This window comes from Streptococcus sp. CL6.35 (assembly GCF_049737915.1).
GTDB lineage: Bacteria > Bacillota > Bacilli > Lactobacillales > Streptococcaceae > Streptococcus.
The window spans coordinates 118717-141465 of the sequence record NZ_JBKOTU010000003.1 but is presented as its reverse complement, the minus strand read 5'-3'; the positions used below and the strand labels follow the sequence as shown (position 1 = coordinate 141465).

The 22749-nt window shown below is 42.9% G+C and carries 22 protein-coding genes; 2 read left to right on the top strand and 20 right to left on the bottom strand.

Features of this window, described 5'->3' with window-relative positions; genetic code table 11:
* Positions 1–155 precede the first annotated feature (155 nt).
* The 3 genes from ACLNCP_RS05265 to ACLNCP_RS05255 all read right to left on the bottom strand — a co-directional run bounded on the left by ACLNCP_RS05265 (position 156) and on the right by ACLNCP_RS05255 (position 4987).
* Positions 156–1751 carry a hypothetical protein gene (locus ACLNCP_RS05265; protein ID WP_153210751.1) on the bottom strand — a complete coding sequence of 532 codons (1596 nt, stop codon included), beginning with the start codon at positions 1749–1751 and terminating at the stop codon, positions 156–158.
* A gap of 11 nt (positions 1752–1762) precedes the next feature.
* The gene (locus tag ACLNCP_RS05260) at positions 1763–2173 is read right to left on the bottom strand and encodes a peptide deformylase (RefSeq protein ID WP_045612079.1); all 411 of its coding nucleotides are present in this window, start codon (positions 2171–2173) and stop codon (positions 1763–1765) included.
* A gap of 117 nt (positions 2174–2290) precedes the next feature.
* Complete coding sequence (locus ACLNCP_RS05255) at positions 2291–4987, bottom strand: cation-translocating P-type ATPase (protein WP_261034671.1); 2697 nt, start codon at positions 4985–4987, stop codon at positions 2291–2293.
* A 305-nt stretch (positions 4988–5292) separates the two neighbouring features.
* Between ACLNCP_RS05255 and mntE the strand changes: the two genes are divergently transcribed.
* A complete protein-coding gene (mntE, locus tag ACLNCP_RS05250; protein WP_424844136.1) occupies positions 5293–6477 on the top strand; it encodes a CDF family manganese efflux transporter MntE in 1185 nt (394 codons plus the stop codon).
* A gap of 37 nt (positions 6478–6514) precedes the next feature.
* Here the strand turns inward: mntE and ACLNCP_RS05245 are convergent, their stop codons facing one another.
* From ACLNCP_RS05245 to cdaA, 8 genes are all read right to left on the bottom strand, one after another.
* Entirely contained in the window at positions 6515–8386 is a 1872-nt protein-coding gene (locus ACLNCP_RS05245; RefSeq protein ID WP_424844135.1) for an ABC-F family ATP-binding cassette domain-containing protein, read from the bottom strand.
* The gene (locus ACLNCP_RS05240; RefSeq protein WP_424844134.1) at positions 8383–9582 is read right to left on the bottom strand and encodes a CCA tRNA nucleotidyltransferase; all 1200 of its coding nucleotides are present in this window, start codon (positions 9580–9582) and stop codon (positions 8383–8385) included. Before ACLNCP_RS05240 ends, ACLNCP_RS05245 begins: the two co-directional genes overlap by 4 nt.
* Entirely contained in the window at positions 9579–10346 is a 768-nt protein-coding gene (dapB, locus tag ACLNCP_RS05235) for a 4-hydroxy-tetrahydrodipicolinate reductase (protein ID WP_070842825.1), read from the bottom strand. The genes ACLNCP_RS05240 and dapB overlap by 4 nt, the downstream gene beginning before the upstream one ends.
* Before the next feature lie 389 nt (positions 10347–10735).
* A complete protein-coding gene (locus ACLNCP_RS05230; RefSeq protein WP_125454996.1) occupies positions 10736–11584 on the bottom strand; it encodes a DegV family protein in 849 nt (282 codons plus the stop codon).
* A 1-nt stretch (position 11585) separates the two neighbouring features.
* Positions 11586–11960 carry a DUF1149 family protein gene (locus ACLNCP_RS05225; protein WP_001050081.1) on the bottom strand — a complete coding sequence of 125 codons (375 nt, stop codon included), beginning with the start codon at positions 11958–11960 and terminating at the stop codon, positions 11586–11588.
* A 73-nt stretch (positions 11961–12033) separates the two neighbouring features.
* Positions 12034–13386: a phosphoglucosamine mutase gene (gene glmM, locus ACLNCP_RS05220; RefSeq protein WP_424844133.1), complete on the bottom strand. Its 1353-nt coding sequence runs from the start codon at positions 13384–13386 to the stop codon at positions 12034–12036.
* A gap of 24 nt (positions 13387–13410) precedes the next feature.
* Positions 13411–14190, bottom strand: a complete 780-nt coding sequence (locus ACLNCP_RS05215) for a CdaR family protein (protein WP_001230940.1) — start codon at positions 14188–14190, stop codon at positions 13411–13413.
* Positions 14177–15034 (bottom strand): diadenylate cyclase CdaA, encoded by an 858-nt coding sequence (gene cdaA / locus ACLNCP_RS05210; RefSeq protein WP_125448153.1) that lies wholly within the window; start codon positions 15032–15034, stop codon positions 14177–14179. The genes ACLNCP_RS05215 and cdaA overlap by 14 nt, the downstream gene beginning before the upstream one ends.
* Before the next feature lie 243 nt (positions 15035–15277).
* Here cdaA and ACLNCP_RS05205 point away from each other — a divergent pair, with 243 nt between their 5' ends.
* Positions 15278–16246, top strand: coding sequence for an NAD(P)/FAD-dependent oxidoreductase (locus ACLNCP_RS05205; RefSeq protein ID WP_247953250.1), 969 nt, complete (start codon positions 15278–15280; stop codon positions 16244–16246).
* 34 nt (positions 16247–16280) lie between these two features.
* Here the strand turns inward: ACLNCP_RS05205 and whiA are convergent, their stop codons facing one another.
* From whiA to ACLNCP_RS05160, 9 genes are all read right to left on the bottom strand, one after another.
* Positions 16281–17192: a DNA-binding protein WhiA gene (gene whiA, locus ACLNCP_RS05200; RefSeq protein ID WP_261030326.1), complete on the bottom strand. Its 912-nt coding sequence runs from the start codon at positions 17190–17192 to the stop codon at positions 16281–16283.
* Positions 17189–18166, bottom strand: a complete 978-nt coding sequence (locus ACLNCP_RS05195) for a YvcK family protein (protein ID WP_001231075.1) — start codon at positions 18164–18166, stop codon at positions 17189–17191. Before ACLNCP_RS05195 ends, whiA begins: the two co-directional genes overlap by 4 nt.
* Positions 18163–19053 carry an RNase adapter RapZ gene (rapZ, locus tag ACLNCP_RS05190; protein WP_084925753.1) on the bottom strand — a complete coding sequence of 297 codons (891 nt, stop codon included), beginning with the start codon at positions 19051–19053 and terminating at the stop codon, positions 18163–18165. The genes ACLNCP_RS05195 and rapZ overlap by 4 nt, the downstream gene beginning before the upstream one ends.
* Before the next feature lie 51 nt (positions 19054–19104).
* Positions 19105–19485 (bottom strand): RidA family protein, encoded by a 381-nt coding sequence (locus ACLNCP_RS05185; RefSeq protein WP_414368579.1) that lies wholly within the window; start codon positions 19483–19485, stop codon positions 19105–19107.
* Positions 19486–19495: 10 nt separating this feature from the next.
* A complete protein-coding gene (gene yihA / locus ACLNCP_RS05180) occupies positions 19496–20083 on the bottom strand; it encodes a ribosome biogenesis GTP-binding protein YihA/YsxC (RefSeq protein ID WP_000422605.1) in 588 nt (195 codons plus the stop codon).
* An 8-nt stretch (positions 20084–20091) separates the two neighbouring features.
* Positions 20092–21324 (bottom strand): ATP-dependent Clp protease ATP-binding subunit ClpX, encoded by a 1233-nt coding sequence (gene clpX / locus ACLNCP_RS05175; RefSeq protein WP_424844132.1) that lies wholly within the window; start codon positions 21322–21324, stop codon positions 20092–20094.
* A 36-nt stretch (positions 21325–21360) separates the two neighbouring features.
* On the bottom strand, positions 21361–21531 hold the full coding sequence (locus ACLNCP_RS05170; RefSeq protein WP_000442260.1) for a hypothetical protein: 171 nt from the start codon (positions 21529–21531) through the stop codon (positions 21361–21363).
* Entirely contained in the window at positions 21531–22037 is a 507-nt protein-coding gene (locus tag ACLNCP_RS05165) for a dihydrofolate reductase (RefSeq protein ID WP_084886656.1), read from the bottom strand. Before ACLNCP_RS05165 ends, ACLNCP_RS05170 begins: the two co-directional genes overlap by 1 nt.
* A gap of 131 nt (positions 22038–22168) precedes the next feature.
* Positions 22169–22687, bottom strand: a complete 519-nt coding sequence (locus ACLNCP_RS05160; RefSeq protein ID WP_000229886.1) for a Dps family protein — start codon at positions 22685–22687, stop codon at positions 22169–22171.
* Positions 22688–22749 lie beyond the last annotated feature (62 nt).

Below are 22749 nucleotides of genomic sequence, written 5' to 3'. Positions count from 1 at the left end.
TAGTCTTAATTTACCTTATTATAATATATATTTCTTAAATAAACCTTTTTTATACTCAATGAAAATCAAAGAGCAAACTAGGAAACTAGCCGCAGGCTGTACTTGAGTACGGCAAGGCGACGTTGACGTGGTTTGAATTTGATTTTCGAAGAGTATTACTGTACTTTAAAGGTCTTGAGATAGTTGTCTTTTCCTACTTGACCTTCGAAGGTTTTACCATTTTCAAGGTAAGGAAGGTCATCTGAGACTGAGGCCTTGACTTTGTATATCTTGCCATCAACTTTAAAGAAGTAGACGGTGTCTCCCTTGATAACAGCTGATTTGAGGTCTGCTACTACTCCCTTGATGCTTTCTGTCGTTGCATTGTCAATTTCAAGGTCGTTTTTATTGGCGTACTTGCTGAGCATCTCTTCCACTGTCGTAGCTACGATAACGTTTTGGTACTCGACTGCGTCTACCAGAGCATACTCTTTGACCAAGCCAGCATTGTCCTTCAAACCCATGATGTAAAGAGGCTTGTCATTAAGGTTGATGAGGATTGGGAAGGTTGCCTTGTAGGATTTCTCCTGAACAGCACCTTCGGCTGATTCACGGGCTGATTCTTCGGTCGCAGAAGCCAAGCTATACTTAGTGATTTCTCCTGTTCGCATATTTTCAAGGATAAAACCAAGATTACTTTCATCCGCATTGGCCGAAGTCACACCTGTGTAGAGGTAAATGTCATTTCCGATAGACAAGTAATTATAGCCCTTGGTAGTCTGGGTCACGTTTTTCTTGGAAATCATGGCATTCCAGAAACCATCCTTGTACTTGCCGTTATAGTTGATTTGCTCAATGGTTTCCTCAGCTGGATAAACCCTGTCCACCCATTCTGGAACATCTGACAAGCTGTATTCCTTGGTTTCTCCATTTGTAGCATCCAAGATAATGACTGAAACAGGACGAGGAACCGCAAGCCCAAATTGCTTTTGGTAAACGGTTGCTACATAGAAAGGATTGCCCTCATCGTCCACCTCAAAAGATGGAGTTTTGAAGATCTTGGTTGGGTACTTCAAGCGCAAGTGACGCTTGACATCGCGGTTAAAATACTCCGAGTCCGAATACTTGATTGGTGTCTTCAAGTCCACCAAGTCCGCATTTCCGGTTACCATGTCCACCTTAATATATTCGCCGATTCCCTTGGCCTGATTGTTAAACCACTTGATAGGATCTGCGTATTCTAGTGGCGTAACTCGATAAGGTTTCCCATCAATCGTCAATTGGGTATAGGTGTCTGCCGCTACGTACTGCGACACCTTATCTGTTAGGGAACCCAAGTAGCGGTCACCAATTTTTTCAGCGGTACTTCTATCTAAGATAGGAACCTTACTGGTATCAGTCTTAGGAAATTCAGTAAAGTCTTTTTCCGTAACTGTGACTACATTGGCATAATTTTTAGCCTGAAAAATGCTAGAAGTTACCAAGGAAACCAAGGCTGCTAAGAGAAGAATTCCTCCAATAGAAGCTAAAAGGATTTTCCCTAACCGATTGATTTTGAAACCCTCAAGATTTAAGGCAGCTTCCGCCTTGCCGTGGCGCACATGAACCGTTTTGACAAGGTTTATCCCCTTGCCAAAACCAAATAAGATTGCTACAACCAGCAAATGCCCACAGAGGAAAAAGAGAAATTCCCAGCTGGTCAGGTTAAGAGGCGGTAAAAAGATATACCAGGTCGTTGCGATAAAAATAAGTTCAAAGACTATTCGTTTCATTTGCTTTCCTCCTAAATGATTCGTCCTTCCAAGTGATCCAGTTCATGCTGGCAAATCTGGGCTGGGAAGCCTGTCAAGGTAATGGTCTGTTCCTGCCACTTGCTGTCACGATAGGCAACCCTTATGGTTTCATAACGCTTAGTAGGTCTCACACCTGTCAAGGACAAACAGCCTTCTTCTGTCTCATAAGCTCCTTCAGAGGACAGGAGCACTGGATTAAACATGACCACAGGAACCAAACCAAGATTAAAGATAATCACGCGCTTCTGCACCCCAATCATATTGGCAGCCAGACCGACACAAGTCTCACGATTTGCTAAGAGTGTATCCTGCAAATCTCTGGCAAGATAAAGGTCTTCCTGACTTGCTGGCTGAGATACCTGAGATAAAAACAAGATATCCTTCACAATTTTCTTTTCCACTTCCTCACACTCCTCTTGTTTTTTACTATATTATAGCAATTATAGCACAAAAGACGGCAACTGCAAGCCCTTTCCCTCAACTGTAGCAAAAAGCCATCCGAAGATGACTTTTTCTTTTTAAATCGCATTCTTGTCAAAGCCAAGTTTGCGTTGGATAAATTTAACGATTTCGACAATAATAATCATTGAGAAGCTTCCAGCCATGACGATTCCCCATTGAGACAAGTCTAGTTTGGTTACGTGGAAGATTCCTTCAAGCGGTTCTACGACGATTGTTGCCATGAGAAGGATGAAGGATACCAAGATGGACCAGTTAAATGTCTTAGACTTGAATGGACCAACTGTTAAGATGGATTGGTAAACAGACTTGACATTGTAGGCATGGAAGAGCTGAATCAAACCAAGTGTTGCAAAGGCCATAGTAAGAGCATCCGCATGAATGGCATGATTGTCACCCACATGAACTGGGTAAGCAATCGCAAGTCCATAAACACTCATAACAATAGCTGCTTGGAGTACACCTTGATAGATGATAGAACTCAAAACACCACCTGAGAAGAAGCTTGCCTTGCGTCCACGTGGTTTATGGTTCATGACACCTGGCTCAGCTGGCTCAACACCTAGAGCGATAGCTGGGAAGGTATCGGTTACCAAGTTAATCCACAAAAGATGAACTGGCTGCAAAACATCCCAACCAAACAAGGTTGATAGGAAGATGGTTAATACTTCAGCAGTATTGGCAGAAAGTAGGTACTGAATAGTCTTTTGAATGTTTGAGAAGACCTTACGTCCTTCTTCCACTGCAACGATAATAGTCGCAAAGTTATCATCTGCAAGAATCATGTCAGAAGCCCCCTTAGAAACCTCTGTACCAGTGATTCCCATACCGATACCGATATCGGCTGTTTTCAGAGCTGGCGCATCATTGACACCGTCACCTGTCATGGCAACGACTTTACCTTGTTTTTGCCAAGCCTTGACGATACGAACCTTGTGCTCTGGAGACACACGGGCATAAACAGAGTATTGACCAACTACTTTTTCAAAGTCTTCATCAGATAGTTCGTTGAGCTCAGCACCAGTTAAAACGTGACCTTCTGTATCGTTTACATCAATGATTCCCAAACGTTTAGCAATAGCTTCTGCAGTATCTTGGTGGTCACCTGTAATCATGATTGGACGAATTCCCGCTTCCTTAGCCACATGAACAGCCTCAGCAGCTTCAGGACGTTCAGGGTCAATCATCCCAATCAAACCAGTAAAGATTAAATCATTTTCAAGCTCTTCAGAAGTCAGGTTTTCTGGAATGCTATCGATAATCTTATAAGCACCTGCAAGGACACGCAAGGCTTGGTGAGCCATTTCAGAGTTGTTTGTGTGAATGAGGTTTGTAACCTTCTCATCAATCGGAGCAATATCCCCAGCTTTGTCACGAAGAACACAACGTTTCAAAAGTTGGTCTGGCGCACCTTTAACTGCTACAAGGAAACGACCATCTGGCAACGGGTGAACCGTTGACATGAGCTTACGGTCAGAGTCAAATGGCAACTCAGCTACACGAGGATATTTGTCTAAAAATCCTTTGACATCGTAGCCCTTGTCCAAGGCATATTGGATAAAGGCTGTTTCGGTTGGATCACCAATTAGGTTGCCTTCCACATCGATTTTCGTATCATTGGCCAAGACAACTGAACGAAGCAGCGGCATTTCAAGACCCAGTTCAATGTCATCAGCTGAGTCATGTAGAACTGCATCGTAGAAGACTTTTTCGACGGTCATCTTGTTCATAGTCAGCGTACCAGTCTTATCAGAAGCAATGATTTCAGTTGAACCAAGTGTTTCTACTGCTGGCAACTTACGAACGATTGAGTTTCGTTTGGCCAAAACTTGAGTACCAAGGGCAAGAACGATAGTTACGATAGCTGGGAGTCCTTCTGGGACAGCTGCAACGGCAAGCGCAACAGAGGTCATCAACTCACCAAGTGGATTTTTACCTTGAATGAAAACACCAACTACAAAAGTAACAAGTGCAATGACCAAAATTGCATAGGTCAAGACCTTAGAAAGGTTGTTCAAATTTTGTTTGAGTGGTGTATCCGTCTCATCCGCATCTTGAAGCATGCCAGCAATATGACCAACTTCCGTGTACATACCTGTATTGACAACAACACCAAGACCGCGACCATAAGTCACATTTGAGTTTTGGAAGGCCATATTGACACGGTCACCAATACCAGCATCTGCAGCAAGTTCAACTGTCAAGTCTTTTTCGACTGGCACAGACTCACCTGTAAGAGCTGCTTCTTCGATTTTAAGAGAGTTGGCTTCAAGCAAACGTAGGTCTGCTGGTACTACATCACCTGCTTCGAGGGCAACGATATCACCTGGCACCAATTCTTTAGAGTCAATCTCAGCCATGTGCCCATCACGAAGAACTCGGGCAGCTGGACTAGACATGGATTTGAGGGCTTCGATAGCTTCCTCTGCTTTTCCTTCTTGGTAAACACCAAAGGCAGCATTGATGATTACCACGGCTAAGATGATAATGGCATCTGCGATATCTTCCCCACCAGAAGTCACAACTGACAAGATAGCCGCCGCAACTAGGATGATAATCATCAAATCCTTAAATTGCTCGATAAATTTGACCAGGATTGATCGTTTCTCGCCTTCTTCGAGTTCATTGTGGCCAAATTCAGCAAGGCGCTTTTCCGCCTCACTTGATGACAAACCTTGCTCGGTCGCATCCACAGCCTGCAAGACCTCTTCAGGACTCTGAGTGTAAAACGCTTGGCGTTTTTGTTCTTTTGACATGTGTCTCCTCCTTGACATTGTGTGCAAAACAGGCTCTCTTTTTCTCATCGTATCTTTTCACGACAAACAAAAAGAGACCTGTTAATCATAATAAGTCTCGCTGTTTAAGATAGTGCCGGAAAGCATACTTTTCAGTATAAAATTCGGAATGACGACACTATCACAGGTTTCTGCCAGCTACTCCCTTGAGTAGTACTATTATACCAAATTTTGAAAAGTTTTCAAAGAGTAAAAACTGCCTTATTTGAATTTTCCCTTGAAAACCAGTATAATGGTAGAATCTATGTGACTAGAAAGGAAGTTGAATGAAGCAATCTATCTCAAATCTCAAGTTAGCTGAGCGTGGGGCCATTATCAGCATTTCGACCTATTTGATCTTGTCTGCAGCCAAATTAGCAACTGGGCACCTTCTTCATTCATCCAGTTTGGTAGCCGATGGTTTCAACAACGTGTCGGACATCATTGGAAATATTGCTCTCTTGATTGGGATTCGGATGGCGCGCCAGCCTGCAGACCGTGACCACCGTTTTGGCCACTGGAAGATTGAAGATTTGGCTAGCTTGGTCACTTCTATTATCATGTTCTATGTTGGCTTTGATGTACTAAGGGATACCATTCAGAAGATTCTCAGTCGGGAAGAAACGGTCATTGATCCTCTTGGTGCCACTCTAGGAATCATTTCTGCAGCGATTATGTTCATGGTCTATCTCTACAATACTCGCCTCAGTAAGAAATCCAACTCTAAGGCACTCAAGGCCGCAGCAAAGGACAATCTTTCTGACGCTGTTACCTCACTGGGAACTACCATTGCCATCCTGGCTAGCAGTTTCAATTATCCCATCGTGGATAAACTGGTTGCCATTATCATCACTTTCTTTATCTTGAAAACTGCCTATGATATCTTCATTGAGTCTTCCTTTAGTCTTTCAGATGGTTTCGACGACCGTCTGCTTGAGGATTATCAAAAGGCTATCATGGAAATTCCCAAAATCAGTAAGGTTAAGTCCCAAAGAGGTCGTACCTACGGTAGTAACATCTACCTGGATATTACGCTAGAAATGAATCCTGACTTGTCGGTTTATGAAAGTCACGAGATTGCGGATCAAGTCGAGTCTATGCTGGAAGAGCGTTTTGGAGTCTTTGATACCGATGTCCATATCGAGCCAGCACCTATCCCTGAGGATGAGATTTTAGGCAATGTCTACAAAAAATTGCTCATGCGTGAACAATTGATTGATCAGGGAAATCAACTGGAAGAACTCTTGGCTGACGATTTTGTCTATATTCGCCAAGACGGAGAGCAGATGGATAAAGAGGCCTATAAAGCTGTAAAAGAGTTGAATTCTGCTATCAAGGACATTCAAATTACTTCCATCAGTCAAAAGACCAAACTCATCTGCTATGAATTGGATGGCATCGTCCATACCAGTATCTGGCGACGCCACGAAACTTGGCAAAATATCTTTCATCAAGAAACCAAAAAAGAATAGAGAAATCCTGTCCATGAGACGGGATTTTTCCATTCTTCTAGCTATCAAATTCACTTAGATACTCATAGCGTTCGTATTTTTCAAGGAGTGCCTCGTTTTTCTCATCCAGTTCTTTTTGGAGAGTCGCTAGTTTGCCAAAGTCAGAGCCGTTAGCCTGCATTTCCTCTTCAATCGCAGCGATACGATTTTCCAAGGCTTCAATATCGCTTTCAATACTTGCCCACTCCTGCTTTTCTTGGTAGGTCATGCGTTTCTTGTCTTCTCGGACCTTGACTACTTTTTCCTTTTCAGCCTTTTGCACTTGATTGGCCATATCTGTTTCAAAGGCCTTTTCATCAAGGTAGTCGGTGTAATGACCAAAGAAAGGACGAATCTTGCCATCCTCAAAAGCGAGAATCTTGTTCGCTACCTTATCCAAGAAATAGCGGTCATGGCTAACAGTCAAAACCGGACCAGCAAAGCCTTGCAAGAAATTCTCCAAAACTGTCAAGGTCGCAATATCTAGGTCATTTGTCGGTTCGTCCAAGAGAAGAACATTTGGTTTTTCCAAGAGCAGTTTGAGGAGATAAAGACGTTTTTTCTCTCCACCAGACAATTTCTCAATCAAGGTTCCATGCGTCGAACGTGGGAAAAGGAACTGCTCCAGCAACTCTGCAATCGAAGTACTAGAACCACCGCTGGTCTTGACCTCTTCTGCCACTTCCTGCAAGTAATTGATCACTCGCTTACTTTCATCCAAACCCTCAATTTGCTGAGAGAAATAGGCGATACGAACAGTTTCCCCAATCACAACTTGTCCTGCTGTCGGCTCAAGACTGCCTGCAATCAGATTAAGCAGGGTTGATTTTCCAACACCGTTGTCCCCAACGATTCCAATACGGTCTTTGGCCTGCACCAAGAGATTAAAATCTTGCAAAATAGGCTTGTTTTCATAGGCAAAGGAAACATCCTGAAACTCTATGACTTTCTTCCCAATACGACTGGTTTCAAAGTTCATGGTCAAGTCTGTCTCAGCAACTCCACCTGAAATTTCCTTTTTCAGGTCGTGGAAACGATTGATACGAGCCTGCTGCTTGGTCGCACGCGCCTGCGGTTGTCTGCGCATCCAGGCCAATTCTTGTTTGTAGAGTTGTTCTTTTTTGTGAAGAAGAGCCGCATCGCGCTCATCCTGTTCCGCCTTTAGGCGAACATAGTCCTGATAATTGCCCTGATATTCTGTTAAGCCTGCTCGGTCCAACTCGAAAATCCGTGTTGACAAAGCGTCTAAGAAATAACGATCGTGAGTGATAAAGAGAACTGTCTTCTTAGAATTTTTTAAAAAGAGGGTCAACCACTCAATAGTCGCTATATCTAAGTGGTTGGTCGGTTCATCCAGAAGTAAGAGGTCGTGATTACCAAGAAGAACTTGCGCCAACTGAACCCGTCTTCTCAGACCACCTGACAATTCCCCAACAGGAGTAGATAAGTCCTGAATCCCCAGCTTGCTGAGAACAGTCTTAACCTGACTCTCAATTTCCCAAGCTTGGAGAGAATCCATTTCAGCCATGACACGTTCCAAACGCGCCTGTTTGTCCTCATTATAGTTGAGCATGATCAATTCATACTCACGAATGAGCTGGATTTCCTTGAGGTCGCTGGAGAGAACCGTATCCAAGACCGTCTTGCTATCATCAAAATCAGGATCTTGGGTCAAGTAACCAATCTGGTAATCATTCTTAGCTGAAAAGGGACTGACATCCCCATCAAATCCAGAAACACCAGAAAGGACGTCCAAAAGGGTGGTCTTGCCCGTTCCATTGACACCAATCAGACCAATTCTATCTAGGTCATGGATAATAAAGGAAATATCCTTAAAAACGGTCTTATCACCAACGGATTTACTTAGTTTTTCAACGATAAAATCACTCATTTTTTCTCCCTTAGATAAGCATGGATGGCTTGACGGTCATTTTTCAATTCTCCATCGACAATGGCATATTCAATCTCTGTTAAAATATCTCCCAAGTCTGGGCCCGGCTGATAACCATATTCCTTGATCAAAATACCACCGTTGATTTGGATTTCTTTCTTGTCATGAATGGTCAAACTATGGTAAGTTTCTGTGATAGCTTGTAGGTTGACTTCTTTTCCTTGAGCCTGTCGAAGATTTTCAGCCTGTAAAAGTAAATCCAAGTCAAAGCGATAACAATCGCGCTTGCTCAATTCTCCCTTTTCACGCAAAGCCAAAATAGTCAGCAAATCTTGTACCTGCTTGGCAAATTGACGTGAGGTTTTCCAAGCCTTCGAAAAGGACTGTGCATTTTCAATCTCCAAAGCCCACAGTAAAGCCGCCCAGGCTTGTTCAGAGGATTTAAAGGTGAAATCAGTCTCTAAATCAAACAGTCTATTGAGCTTGTCCTGGCTAGATGCCATATCAGGGAGATAGTCATAAGCTTGACTCTCAATCATGGAAGCCAAGCCCCTTCTCCAAAATGGAGCCAGCAAGAGTTTATCAAACTCAACGAAGGTACGCTCCACAGAAATTTTCTCCAAAAGTGGCGTCAAGGTCTTCATTGCTTTAAAGGTTTCTGGCTCAAGTTCAAAGCCAAGACTAGCCTGAAAACGAAAACCACGCATAATCCGCAGAGCGTCTTCGTTGAAACGCTCACTTGCCACTCCAACTGCTCGTAAGACTTGCTTTTCCAAATCTTCTAAACCATGAAACAAGTCAATGATTTCTCCTGTATCGTCCAAGGCAAAGGCGTTGACTGTGAAATCACGGCGTTTGAGGTCTTCTTCTAGCGAGCGCACAAAGGAAACCGAACTCGGTCTGCGATAGTCCACATAGACATCCTCTGTCCGAAAAGTAGTCACCTCATACTCCTCGTCCCCATCTAAGACCAAGACAGTTCCATGCTCGATTCCGATATCGGCTGTTCGCGGAAAAATCTGCTTGGTTTCTTCTGGATAAGAAGACGTCGCAATATCCACATCATGGATAGGACGATTGAGGAGGGCATCTCGAACAGAACCTCCAACAAAATAGGCCTCAAAACCTGCTTCTTTAATTTTTTCTAATACTGGTAAAGCCTTCTGAAATTCAGAAGGCATTTGCGTTAATCTCATAATAAGTGTTCTAATCCATAGACAAGCTCATGACGCTTGACAACTTCTTTAATTCCCAAATTCACCCCTGTCATGAAGGAGCTGCGATCATAGGAGTCATGACGGAGTGTCAATCCTTCTCCCTGATTGCCAAAGATGACTTCCTGATGGGCTACCAAGCCTGGCAAACGAACTGAGTGGATGCGCATGCCATCAAAGTCAGCACCACGAGCACCTGCAATCAATTCTTCCTCATCTGCTGCACCCTGCTGGATAGACTCTCGAACTTCTGCCATTAACTCAGCTGTTTTAATAGCAGTTCCACTCGGTGCATCCTTTTTCTTGTCATGATGAAGCTCGATAATCTCCACATTTGGGAAATATTTGGCAGCCTGCGTCGCAAATTGCATGAGTAAAACAGCACCTAAGGCAAAATTAGGAGCGATCAAGCCACCCAAATTTTGTTCACGAGAAAATGCTTTTAGTTCTGCAATTTCTTCACTAGTAAAGCCTGTCGTTCCAACCACTGGAGCAAAACCATTTTCAAGAGCAAAACGTGTATTTTCGTAGGCAACAGTTGGAGTAGTAAAATCTACCCAGACATCCGCTTCAAAGCCTGCTAAATCAGCCTTATCCTTGAAAACAGGAATTCCCTGCCATTCTGACTCAGACTCAAAGGGATACAAAACTGCTACCAAGTCCAAGTCTGAATCAGCCAAGACCATCTGACAAGCAGCTTGGCCCATCTTTCCCTTAAAACCAGCAATAATTACTCGAATACTCATCTCTACTCCTGACTAAGATACAAAGGACGATAGCTGCCCTTGAAAAATAGGGAATGACGCTGACTTTCCATGAAAGGCAAGACAGGCATCTTTTTTCAAGAGGCAGGTAGTCCGTGTTCAATTTCTAAGATACAAAGCCTGCAAGAACACAAAGTGAAAATAGGAGTTCTGATCAAGGAGTAGATACTCCTTGATCAGAACTATCTTTTTCACACAGGGTTCCAGGCGTGTTCAATTATCAAGATACAAAGGACCTTAGCTGCCCATGAAAAATAGGGAATGGCGCTGACTTTCCACGAAAGGAAAAACAGTCATCTTTTTTAAAGAGGCAGGTGGTCCGTGTTCAATCTCTAAGATACAAGATTTCTTAACTAGCTCAAAAGCACCAACTAAATCACTGGAATATAACCTAAAGCAATGCTTCCTGCTCCTAGGTGTGTTCCAATGACACTACCAAATGTAGCAAGTGAAATATCTGTACCCACTCCAGATTCAAGTAAGTGCTGACGCAATTCTTCAGCCTTTTCAGGAGCATTTCCGTGAATGACAATGATACGGTATTTGCCTGAAGCTGTGGCTTCCTTGATAATCTCAATTAAACGCTTGGCTGCTTTCTTTTCAGTACGAACTTTTTCGTACACTTCAATCACACCTTGATCATTGAAATAGAGGATTGGCTTAATGCTTAGCAGATTGCCCAAAATCGCAGCTCCATTTGAAAGGCGTCCCCCTTTAACCAAATGGTCCAAGTCATCCACCATGATGAAAGCAGATGTATGACTAATCTGAATAGCTAGCTTATCCTGAATGATAGCAAAATCATCGCCCTGGTCTCGCCAGTTAAAGACACTTTCAACCATGATACCCAAAGGAGCACTTGTAATCAAAGTGTCTGGGAAGGCAATGGTTAAGCCCTCATAGTCATCGACCATGTACTGGATATTTTGGTAAAAACCTGAAATTCCAGAAGATAGGAAAAGCCCCAAAGCATGTGTATAACCTTGTTCTTTGAGCGAAGTTAGAATCTCATCTAACTTGGCAATACTTGGTTGACTGGTCTTAGGCAATTCAGAAGCCTGAGCCATTTTTTGGTAAAATTCCTCAGCAGTCAGATTGATACCTTCGACATACTCCTCACCATCAATATTGACAGGAATATCCAAGACATATAAATCTTCTCTTTGCAAGGCCTCTGCACTGAGATAGGCAGAGGAATCTGTGATAACAGCTAATTTCATATTAGAACTCCAAATTGATTCCTGGTAAGTCTAATGCAATTTCAGTTACTTCGTAAGTTAAACGGTTGAGCATATTCAAACATGGACGAGCCAAGGTTTCCACTTCTTCTTGGTTCAATTCACTTGGTTCGTTAACAATACGACCATCGATATGGTTCACCTGTGAAATGGTTCCACTGATGACAAATTTATCAAATACAATCATAAAACTCAAGACAACAATCAAGGAAGTCACTTGATTTTCTTGGTCATGTTGAATTAATTGGAAGTTCACATCCACCTTAGTTTCAGGAGCTCCATTTTCATTTTCCCATTCAAAATTACGCGCATCAAAATGATACTGACTAACAAATTCTTGTTCACGTTTAAGATTCATGTCTTTCTCCCTCGGCTACAATATTATAAGCTATTGTACCATAATTTTTTATTTTCATCTAGTTTTCTAGGATTTAGTCAATCCCGATTTCAGCTCGAACTACGTCTGCGATAGTATCAACATAGTAGTCCACTTCTTCTGTTGTAGGAGCTTCTGCCATAACACGCAAGAGGGGCTCTGTTCCACTTGGACGAACAAGGATACGCCCATTCCCTGCCATTTCTTCTTCCATCTTCTCGATAATGTCCTTGATAGCTGGCACTTCCATAGCCTTTTCCTTCATAGCATTTTCCACTCGGATATTGACTAATTTTTGTGGATAGATGGTTACTTCTGCTGCCAACTCTGACAGGCTCTTACCAGTTTCCTTCATGATTTTTGTCAATTGAACAGCAGATAATTGGCCATCACCTGTTGTATTGTAGTCCATCAAGATGACGTGACCAGACTGTTCACCACCAAGATTGTAGCCTGATTTTCTCATTTCTTCCACAACATAGCGGTCGCCAACTGCAGTGACTGCCTTGTTAATGCCTTCACGATCCAAGGCCTTGTGGAAACCAAGGTTAGACATAACGGTTGTCACGATTGTATTTTGCGCCAATTGTCCTTTTTCAGAAAGGTATTTTCCGATGATGTACATAATCTTGTCACCATCGACGATATCGCCATTCTCATCGACAGCAATCAAACGGTCACTGTCTCCGTCAAAAGCCAAACCGATAGCTGAGTCACTTTCTTTGACCACTTCTTGAAGGGTTTCTGGGTGGGTTGAACCAACATTAAGGTTGATGTTAAGACCATCTGGTGTTTCCCCAATAACAGTTAATTGAGCACCAAGATCTGCAAAGATTTGACGGGCACTTGTAGAAGCTGCACCATTAGCCGTATCCAAGGCAACCTTCATTCCTTCAAGAGGAGTTCCAGTTGAAACAAGATATCCTTCATACTTACGCAAACCTTCTGGATAATCTACCAAGGTTCCCAAGCCTTCAGCACTTGGACGAGGAAGAGTGTCTTCCGCAGCATCTAGCAAGGCTTCAATTTCTGCTTCTTTTACATCATCTAGTTTGAAACCATCACCACCAAAGAACTTAATCCCATTATCAAGGGCTGGGTTGTGGCTAGCAGAAATCATGACACCTGCACTGGCTCCCTCAGTTTTTACCAAGTAAGCTACTGCTGGTGTTGCAAGGACACCAAGTTTGTAGACGTGAATCCCTACAGAGAGGAGACCTGCCACCAAGGCAGATTCTAGCATTTCCCCAGAAATACGTGTGTCACGTCCTACAAAAACTTTCGGCGCTTCCGTTTCATGTTGGCTAAGAACATAGCCTCCAAAACGTCCTAGTTTAAAGGCCAATTCTGGCGTTAATTCTACATTAGCTTCTCCACGGACTCCATCAGTCCCAAAATATTTACCCATTTTTATAAAATCCTTTTTCTATTTTTAATTCGTTTTTGAACTAGTTGCTTTCGTTGACGAAGACGTCTCCGACGAACTACTTGTAGTTGAATTTGATGTGCTTGAACTTGGTGCTACTGGTTTTGTAGTCACCTTCATTGTTGTGTCGAACGGAGTAATAACTGCCGGTAAGACAACACCATTGCGATCGATTGCCTGCAAAGGTACTGAACCACTGTAATTACCGGTTATGCGTTCGCTGGTTGGTAAAAGCGCAATAATACGATCGATTTTAGCTAATGTTTCTTGGTCAGTTGTGACAGAAACTCGTTCGTTTGACACGGTTACACTATCAATTTGTAGCTTGGAATCAATCTGGCTTTGGTCAACTTGTGGCACAACAATCATCCCATCTCGCTTAACCTTCTTCCCAACTTTCACTGTAATCTTTTGAGGCGTTGCCACAGCGGTCAATCCGCTTGGAAGATTTTCAATATTCAAGGGAACTTCAATCGTTCCAACACTGGCATCCGTCAAATCCGCTGTGACCTTAAACTTACGAGTGCTCTCCTGCATTTCGCTGGCCAAGGTCACACGATTAGCTCCGGTTAATATCACTGAAACTTCTGATGCAAATCCACTAATGAAATACTGGTCATTATCATAGTGAATATCGATAGGAACGTTCGTTATCGTATTGGTGTAGGTTTCTGATTTGACCTGCCTTGCGGTATTGCTATTTTGAAAGTTGGTTGACGTTGCATAAATGAATAAGACACAAGCAAAAAAGAGAGATGAAATGATATATAGACTATTTTTTCTCATATTTCCAACCTCCTAGCAAACGGTCCTTGAAACTGACTTTTTCCTCAACAGCTGGCAAAAGAATTGCTCGTAGCTCTGCTTCAAATTCTTCAATCGTCAAGTCGTGCTTGAAAACACCGTTATAGGTAATAGAAATGCCACCTGTTTCCTCTGAGACGATGAAGGTCAAGGCATCGGATACTTCTGACAAACCGATAGCCGCCCGGTGTCTGGTCCCAAACTCCTTGGAAATCCCTGTGCTTTCTGTCAAGGGCAAATAAGCAGAGGTTACTGCTATTCGATTTTCTCTGATAATCACTGCACCATCGTGTAGGGGAGTGTTGGGAATAAAAATATTGATGAGGAGTTCAGCTGAAATATTGGCATCCAAGGGAATCCCTGTCGCAATGTATTCTTGCAAGGTCCGAACTCGTTGGATGGCAACCAGAGCACCAATCTTACGGGGACTCATATATTCAACCGACTTGACAAAGGCACGAATCATTTGCTCCTCTGCACTAATTTGAGCAGTAGAAAAGAAATCTGTCGCCCTTCCCAAGCGTTCCAAACCAGTCCGAATCTCTGGAGAGAAGATAACAACCGCAGCAATAACCCCATAGGTGATAATCTGATTAATCAACCAAGAAATCGTTGTTAAATCAAGGATATTGGCCACAACCTGGGCTAATACAAAGATCACGACCCCACGCACCAAAATCATAATCTTGGTGCCAGCTATCGCTTTTGTAAAACGATATAAAATATAGGCCACAATCAAAATATCAAACACATTGATGGCAATACTCCAAGGACTAGAAAACAAGCTAGTCCAATATTGCAGGTTGGATAATTGTTGAAAGTTCATCTGCTGTCTCCTCTCTGTCCAAACACGTTCCTTTCTATTATACCATTTTTCTGGCATTTTTTTCCCTATCCTACTTCATTTTAAATTAAAGAAAAAATATGATAAAATAAACTGATACTCAATGAAAATCAAAGAGCAAACTAGGAAGTTAGCCGCAGGCTGTACTTGAGTACGGTAAGGCGACGCTGACGTGGTTTGAAGAGATTTTCGAAGAGTATGACTAGAAAAAACAAAGGAGAAACCATGTCTCAACTCTATGATATCACTATTGTAGGTGGCGGTCCTGTCGGGCTTTTTGCGGCCTTTTACGCCCACCTACGCCAAGCAAAGGTCCAAATCATCGATTCCCTTCCTCAACTAGGTGGACAGCCTGCTATTCTCTATCCTGAAAAGGAAATCCTAGACGTACCAGGTTTCCCAAACCTGACTGGAGAAGAGTTGACCAACCGCTTGATTGAACAGTTAAACGGCTTTGATACCCCTATTCATCTCAATGAAACGGTTCTTGAGATTGAAAAACAAGAAGAAGGCTTTGTAATTACAACTTCTAAAGGAAGTCACCTGTCTAAAACTGTTATCATCGCTATGGGGGGCGGTGCCTTCAAACCACGTCCTCTGGAACTAGAAGGCGTTGAAGACTATGAAAATATCCACTACCACGTTTCCAACATCCAGCAATATGCTGGTAAGAAAGTGACGATTCTTGGTGGAGGAGACTCGGCTGTGGATTGGGCTTTGGCTTTTGAAAAAATTGCACCAACTACCCTTGTTCACCGCAGAGATAATTTCCGCGCCTTGGAACACAGTGTCCAAGCTTTGCAGGAATCTTCTGTGATCATCAAGACACCATTCGTCCCTAGCCAACTCCTTGGAGATGGAAAAACGCTTGACAAGTTGGAAATCACAAAAGTTAAATCTGATGAAACAGAAACTATTGACCTAGACCACCTCTTTGTCAACTATGGTTTCAAATCTTCTGTCGGTAACCTTAAAAACTGGGGTCTGGACCTCAACCGTCACAAGATTATCGTCAACAGCAAACAGGAATCCAGCAAAGCAGGTATCTATGCTATCGGTGACTGTTGCTACTATGAAGGAAAAATTGATCTGATTGCGACAGGCCTCGGAGAAGCTCCAACTGCTGTCAACAATGCTATCAACTACATCGACCCTGAGCAAAAAGTACAACCAAAACACTCTACTAGTTTATAAAAAAAGAACCACGAGTCAAATGCGATTCGTGGTTTTATAGTTCATCAGCAATCTTGTTTATTTTTCTAAGTCTGTGGTTGACACCACTTTTTGTAAGGGGATTGCTGAGGCTATCTGCTAACTGCTGGATAGAGTAGTCTGGGTGCTGAATCCGCAGCTGCGCCACTTCCTGCAAATCCACTGGCAGGTTTTCTAAGCCCATGATATCTTTGATTTTGCTGATATTGTTGATGGTCTTCATACTGGCAGAAACTGTCCGAGCGATATTAGCTGTCTCGGCATTATTGGCTCGATTAAGGTCGTTACGGGTTTCTCGCAAAATCTTAACCCGCTCAAAATTATCACGCGCCTGCATGGCTCCGATGACAATCAAGAAGTCCATAATATCTTCGGCTCGCTGGAGATAGGTCACAGCTCCCTTCTTGCGCTCAAGCACCTTAGCATCTAGTAAAAATTGCTGGAGAAGTGAGGCAATCCCTTGCGCGTGGTCCAGATAAACAGAACTGATTTCCAACTGGTACTTGCCTGACTCAGGGTCACGAATACTTCCATTTGCCAAGAAAGCGCCACAAAGATAAGCACGACCTGCTTCCTCATCTGATAAAATCTCCTGATCAATACCTGTTTCCAGACCAAAGAAAGAGTCTGCCAAGTGCAAATCACTCAACAAGTCCTGCACCTTTTCATCTGTAAAAACGGTATAGACCCGATTCTTACGAAGATTACTTCTTTGGTGGTGTCGGATTTCCGATTTGATTTCATAGAAATGGAGAAAGGACTCATAGAGGTGACGAGCCAGTTTGGCATTTTCTGTCACGACAGACAAGGTTAGGCCCGAGGTCGAGAGACCGATGCTACCAGACATCTTGATAATGGCGGATAATTCATGCCGGCTCAGATGGTGCTGACCCAGGATTTCTTCTTTTACTGCTACTGTGAAACTCATTTTCTCACCTGTATGATGCGCATCAACTCATCCACGATCAAATCTCCATCGTGAAAGGCACCCCCATTTTCCAGACGAAGGAAGTTGGATGAAATCACGCGCGGAACTTGCTTACAAAGACCAGCAAAATCATGTTCCACCTGCACCAAGTATTCATCAAAACGGTTGGAATTCATGTATTCCTGAGGCACTTTTTCGATATTCACCAAAACAGTATCGATAAAAGGGCGACCAAGGTGACGATGCAGGACCTCCACGTGGTCACTATCTGTAAAGTGTTCCGTCTCCCCACGTTGGGTCATAATATTGCAGACATAGGCAATCTCTGCCTTGGTTTCCAAAAGCGCCTGCCCGATTTCCTTAATCACGATATTGGGCAAAATAGAGGTAAATAGAGAACCAGGTCCGAGGACAATCATGTCACTTTCAAGAATGGTCTGCACTACTCGACGGCTGGCCAGAGGCGTATCATCGTTGAGGGTATTGGTCACATAGACATGGTCAATCATGCCTGGATGGTCTGCAATATGGCTCTCTCCAGCAACTTCTGTCCCATCCTGAAAGACTGCATGAAGGGTCAAGGGATGGTCACTGGAAGGATAAATCTTCCCAGTTGTATGGAAAAATTTGCTCAGTAACTGCATGGCATTGTAGGTCGAACCCTGCATTTCTGACAGGCCAGCAATAATGAGATTTCCCAACGGATGGCCAGCAAAGGCTCCTGCATCCTCAGAAAAGCGATACTGAAAGACTTTCTCATAAAACTTAGGCATATCCGACATGGCCACAAGGACATTGCGAAGATCACCTGGCGGTGTCAACTGCTGCATATTTTTTCTGAGTTCACCTGAAGAACCACCATCATCCGCCACCGTTACGATAGCAGCGATTTCCACATCTTTTTCCCGCAGACTTTTTAGAATGACAGGGATCCCAGTCCCTCCACCAATCACCGTTATTTTTGGTTTTCTCATGAACGGTTTACCGTTTCCTTTCTTCGGTCTTTGTCGCGATGCCCTTCATTAACAGGCCAATTCTTGGATAAGTCCTGCGCCAAGCGTTTAGCAAAGGCCACACTACGGTGTTGTCCACCTGTACAACCCATGGCAATGGTCAAAACGGACTTCCCTTCCTTTTGGTAACTTGGTAAAATCGGCTCAATCAAGGCCAACAAATGCTGATAAAAGTCTTCTGACTCAGGATGGTTCATGACATAATCATAAACTGGTTCATCCACACCCGTTTGGTTTCTCAGTTCTAGAAGGTAATAGGGATTTGGCAAGAAACGGACATCAAAGACTAGGTCCGCATCAATTGGGATTCCATATTTAAAACCAAAAGACATGACTTCGATACGGAAAGACTGGGCTTGCTCTTGATCTGAAAACTGCTCTGCAATGGTTTTACGCAGCTCACGAGGAGTAAGTTCAGTCGTATCCACCACATTTTGACTCATATTTTTCAAAGGTGCCAAGAGTTCACGTTCCAACTTGATTCCATCTAAAATACGACCGTCTGCTGCTAGTGGGTGACTCCGTCTGGTTTCCTTGTAACGAGCAACCAATTCCTTATCAGCTGCATCCAAAAAGAGAATTTTGAAATCCAAATCATCTTGATTTTCCAACTCATCCAAGACAGCTTGAATTTCTGAAAAGAAAGAACGGCTACGCATATCCACTACCAAGGCCAACTTATGGTCATCTTCCTTTGTTTCCACCAACTGCAAAAACTTAGGCAAGAGGGCTGGCGGCATATTATCAATAGTAAAATAACCCAAATCTTCGAAGGACTGAATGGCAACTGTTTTCCCTGCACCACTCATTCCTGTCACAATCACCAAGTGAAGTTGTTTCTTTGTCATCTTTTTCTCCTTATATCAAAAGAAGTTTGGCAACACCAAACTTCAACTAGCTTATCCAATCTCTGCGATGACTTCGATTTCGACTTTTACATCACGAGGAAGACGAGCTACCTCCACAGCTGAACGAGCTGGGAATTCCTCTTTAAAGGCCGTTTGGTAAACCTCGTTAAAAGGAACAAAGTCGTTCATATCGCTCAAAAAGCAAGTTGTTTTGACAACATGGTCAAAGTCAGTTCCTGCTTCTGCCAAAATAGCACCAATGTTTTTCAAGACTTGTTCGGTCTGTTCTTGAATCGTTTCTCCAACGATTTCCCCAGTTTCAGGAGAGAGAGGAACTTGACCACTAGCAAACAAAAGGTTGCCAACGATTTTTCCTTGAACATAGGGTCCGATAGCCTCTGGAGCTTTGTCTGTATGAATTGTTTTTGCCATTTTCTTTTTCTCACAATTTTTCTAAGATTGCATCCCAAGCCTCATCCATCCCTGCCTTGCTGACAGATGAAAAGAGGATGAAGTCGTCACTTGGGTCAAAGTTTAATTTCTTTTTGATTGCTGATTCGTGCTTGTTCCATTTACCACGAGGAATCTTGTCCGCCTTGGTCGCCACAATGATAACCGGAATCTCATAATACTTGAGAAATTCGTACATCTGCACATCATCTGCTGATGGGTCATGACGGAGGTCAACTAGACTAACAACTGCACGGAGATTTTCCCGAGTTGTCAGATACTCCTCAATCATGCGCCCCCACTTTTCACGTTCCTTTTTGGAAACGCGGGCATAGCCATAACCAGGCACATCCACAAAGCGCATCTTATCATCGATATTAAAGAAGTTGAGAAGCTGGGTTTTACCAGGTTTCCCTGATGTTCGGGCGAGATTCTTACGGTTCAACATAGTGTTGATAAAGCTAGACTTGCCAACATTGGAACGCCCTGCTAGGGCAATCTCTGGCAGTTCATCCTGCGGATAATGGGATTTATTAGCTGCACTGAGCAAGATTTCAGCATTGTGTGTATTAAGTTCCATAGTCACCTCTAGGCTGTTTCTAGGATTGGTTTATCCGTTCCATCGACAGCTTCTTTAGTGATGCGGACCAATTTCACATTTTCCTGACTCGGTACTTCAAACATGACGTCCAGCATTGTTTCTTCGATAATCGAGCGAAGACCACGCGCACCCGTTTTGCGTTCAATGGCCTTATTGGCAATCTCTTGAAGGGCTTCGTCGTCAAATTCCAACTCGACATCATCATAAGATAGCAAGGTTTGGTACTGTTTGACCAAGGCATTTCTTGGCTCTTTCAAAATACGAACCAAGTCATCAACAGTCAATTGCTCAAGAGCTGCAAAGACTGGCAAGCGTCCAATCAACTCAGGGATAATACCAAATTTTTGAATATCTTCTGCGATAATTTCTTGCATGTAAGAGCTGTTTTCGTCAATCGCCTTATTGTTTTGACCAAATCCGATGACTTTTTCACCCAGACGTTGTTTGACGATTTCTTCAATGCCATCAAAGGCACCACCCACGATGAAGAGGATATTTTTAGTATCCACTTGAATCATCTCTTGTTGTGGATGTTTACGTCCACCTTGAGGCGGCACGCTTGCAACTGTTCCCTCGATAATCTTGAGAAGGGCTTGTTGCACCCCTTCACCAGAAACATCACGTGTGATAGACACGTTCTCGCTCTTCTTAGCAATCTTGTCAATTTCATCCACGTAGATAATGCCACGCTCTGCACGTTCAATGTTAAAGTCAGCAGCCTGCAAGAGTTTGAGGAGGATATTTTCCACATCCTCACCTACATAACCAGCCTCCGTAAGAGCTGTCGCATCCGCAATTGCAAAAGGTACATTCAAGCTCTTAGCCAAGGTCTGAGCAAGGAAAGTTTTCCCTGAACCAGTTGGGCCAATCATCAAGATATTTGATTTCTGCAAATCCACATCTTCTGACTCTTCACGCGTATCGTGGAAATTGATGCGTTTATAGTGGTTGTATACTGCTACTGCTAAAGCCCGTTTGGCACGATCTTGACCGATTACGTAGTGATTCAAGATGTGGAGGAGTTCGATTCGTTTTGGAACTTCAGACAAGTCTGCCAAGACTTCTTCCGCCAACTCCTCACGAATGATTTCCTGGGCTAACTCCACACATTCATTACAGATAAAGGCGTTGTTCCCAGCGATTATTTTTTGTACTTCTTCTTGGCTTTTGCCACAAAATGAGCAATAAACCATCATATCATTATTCCTAGTTGTAGGCATAATTTCCTTCCGTTCTATTCTATACTGTCATTCTATCTAAAATAAGGTCATGTAAAAAGCATGGATACTATTGACCAAATTGGTAAAGGCATTTAACCAGAGCAGGACAGAAAGTCCATAGCGCTTTTTACGAAAAGCCTGTGCTCCTGCAAGCAAGCAGACCAAACACAGCATGGCTGTGAAAAAACCAAATATACTACGTTCCATTAGACTTCCTTTCTCTTGCGGTATTGGATGGTAAAATCATAAGGATTTTTCTCATCTTTAGCGTAAAATTTGCTTGAAACTGTCTCAAAAAGAGACAAGTCAAATTCTTCAGGGAAATAGGTATCTCCTTCCACCCGAGCATGAATTTGAGTCACAATCACTTCGTCAAGGTAGGGCTCAAAAGCCTGAAAAATTTGCTTCCCACCGATAATATAGAGATTCTTGTCTTGACCCTGATACCAGTCTAGAACAGACTGGATATCGTGAAAAGTAGCAACCCCATCTATCTTTTCTTCTGGGTTACGAGTCAAAATCAAGGTCTCCCGTTTTGGAAGCAGACGACGCCCCATTCCATCAAAGGTCACACGTCCCATCAAGATAGCATGATTCAGAGTTGTTTCTTTGAAGTGTTGCAGTTCTGCTGGCAAATGCCAAGGCAGACGATTGTCCTTACCAATCACACCCTCTTCATCCTGGGCCCAAATAGCTACAATTTTCTTAGTCATGCTTCCATCCTTTTCACTGATAGTACTATTTTATCAAAAAACTCAAAAAAAGACTGGTTTGGAATAGCTTACAGAATAGAAAAAAATCCGTAAGAGGCATCCTACAGATTTTTATATGATTATTCTATTTCTTACAAACCAGGTGCTTGTCCAAGTTCTGCCGCAAGCATCCAAACCGTTTTCTCAAGTTCAGCTTTAGCACCAACAAAGATATCGTTTGTCACATCATCACCTTCTTCATCAGTAACATCCAAAGCTTTTTGGAACAGAGTGATGAGATAACGATAAACATCTAGGACACGTTCCAAGCTTTCTTCAACATTACGGTATTCACCAGCTTCTTCTTCGATTTCACTATGTTGAAGGAATTCTGTCAAAGTAGAGAATGGGCTGCCACCAAGTGTAATCAAACGTTCGCTGATTTCGTCAAGATAGCCATCAAGGCTGTCCATGTATTCATCCATTTTTGGATGCCACACAAGAAAACCACGACCGCGCATATACCAGTGTACTTGGTGCAAAGCAACGTGAGCTACGTACAAATCAGCAACAGCTTGGTTCAATACTTCCTTTGTTTTTGCCAATGCTACTGGCGCTACTTTTGTCAATGATGTTACGTCTTTTACTGCTTCTTTTTTCAATTCTACCATTTTATTTTACCTCGTTTATTATTTTTTGTAACCACTTCTTAATGATTACTACCTTAGTATAC

Bases quoted from the DNA above. Each gene is read 5' to 3' on its own strand.
- ACLNCP_RS05265 (WP_153210751.1), bottom strand. From the start codon at position 1,751: ATGAAACGAATAGTCTTTGAACTTATTTTTATCGCAACGACCTGGTAT.
- ACLNCP_RS05255 (WP_261034671.1), bottom strand. From the start codon at position 4,987: ATGTCAAAAGAACAAAAACGCCAAGCGTTTTACACTCAGAGTCCTGAA.
- mntE (WP_424844136.1), top strand. From the start codon at position 5,293: ATGAAGCAATCTATCTCAAATCTCAAGTTAGCTGAGCGTGGGGCCATT.
- ACLNCP_RS05245 (WP_424844135.1), bottom strand. From the start codon at position 8,386: ATGAGTGATTTTATCGTTGAAAAACTAAGTAAATCCGTTGGTGATAAG.
- ACLNCP_RS05240 (WP_424844134.1), bottom strand. From the start codon at position 9,582: ATGAGATTAACGCAAATGCCTTCTGAATTTCAGAAGGCTTTACCAGTA.
- dapB (WP_070842825.1), bottom strand. From the start codon at position 10,346: ATGAGTATTCGAGTAATTATTGCTGGTTTTAAGGGAAAGATGGGCCAA.
- ACLNCP_RS05230 (WP_125454996.1), bottom strand. From the start codon at position 11,584: ATGAAATTAGCTGTTATCACAGATTCCTCTGCCTATCTCAGTGCAGAG.
- ACLNCP_RS05225 (WP_001050081.1), bottom strand. From the start codon at position 11,960: ATGAATCTTAAACGTGAACAAGAATTTGTTAGTCAGTATCATTTTGAT.
- glmM (WP_424844133.1), bottom strand. From the start codon at position 13,386: ATGGGTAAATATTTTGGGACTGATGGAGTCCGTGGAGAAGCTAATGTA.
- ACLNCP_RS05215 (WP_001230940.1), bottom strand. From the start codon at position 14,190: ATGAGAAAAAATAGTCTATATATCATTTCATCTCTCTTTTTTGCTTGT.
- cdaA (WP_125448153.1), bottom strand. From the start codon at position 15,034: ATGAACTTTCAACAATTATCCAACCTGCAATATTGGACTAGCTTGTTT.
- ACLNCP_RS05205 (WP_247953250.1), top strand. From the start codon at position 15,278: ATGTCTCAACTCTATGATATCACTATTGTAGGTGGCGGTCCTGTCGGG.
- whiA (WP_261030326.1), bottom strand. From the start codon at position 17,192: ATGAGTTTCACAGTAGCAGTAAAAGAAGAAATCCTGGGTCAGCACCAT.
- ACLNCP_RS05195 (WP_001231075.1), bottom strand. From the start codon at position 18,166: ATGAGAAAACCAAAAATAACGGTGATTGGTGGAGGGACTGGGATCCCT.
- rapZ (WP_084925753.1), bottom strand. From the start codon at position 19,053: ATGACAAAGAAACAACTTCACTTGGTGATTGTGACAGGAATGAGTGGT.
- ACLNCP_RS05185 (WP_414368579.1), bottom strand. From the start codon at position 19,485: ATGGCAAAAACAATTCATACAGACAAAGCTCCAGAGGCTATCGGACCC.
- yihA (WP_000422605.1), bottom strand. From the start codon at position 20,083: ATGGAACTTAATACACACAATGCTGAAATCTTGCTCAGTGCAGCTAAT.
- clpX (WP_424844132.1), bottom strand. From the start codon at position 21,324: ATGCCTACAACTAGGAATAATGATATGATGGTTTATTGCTCATTTTGT.
- ACLNCP_RS05170 (WP_000442260.1), bottom strand. From the start codon at position 21,531: ATGGAACGTAGTATATTTGGTTTTTTCACAGCCATGCTGTGTTTGGTC.
- ACLNCP_RS05165 (WP_084886656.1), bottom strand. From the start codon at position 22,037: ATGACTAAGAAAATTGTAGCTATTTGGGCCCAGGATGAAGAGGGTGTG.
- ACLNCP_RS05160 (WP_000229886.1), bottom strand. From the start codon at position 22,687: ATGGTAGAATTGAAAAAAGAAGCAGTAAAAGACGTAACATCATTGACA.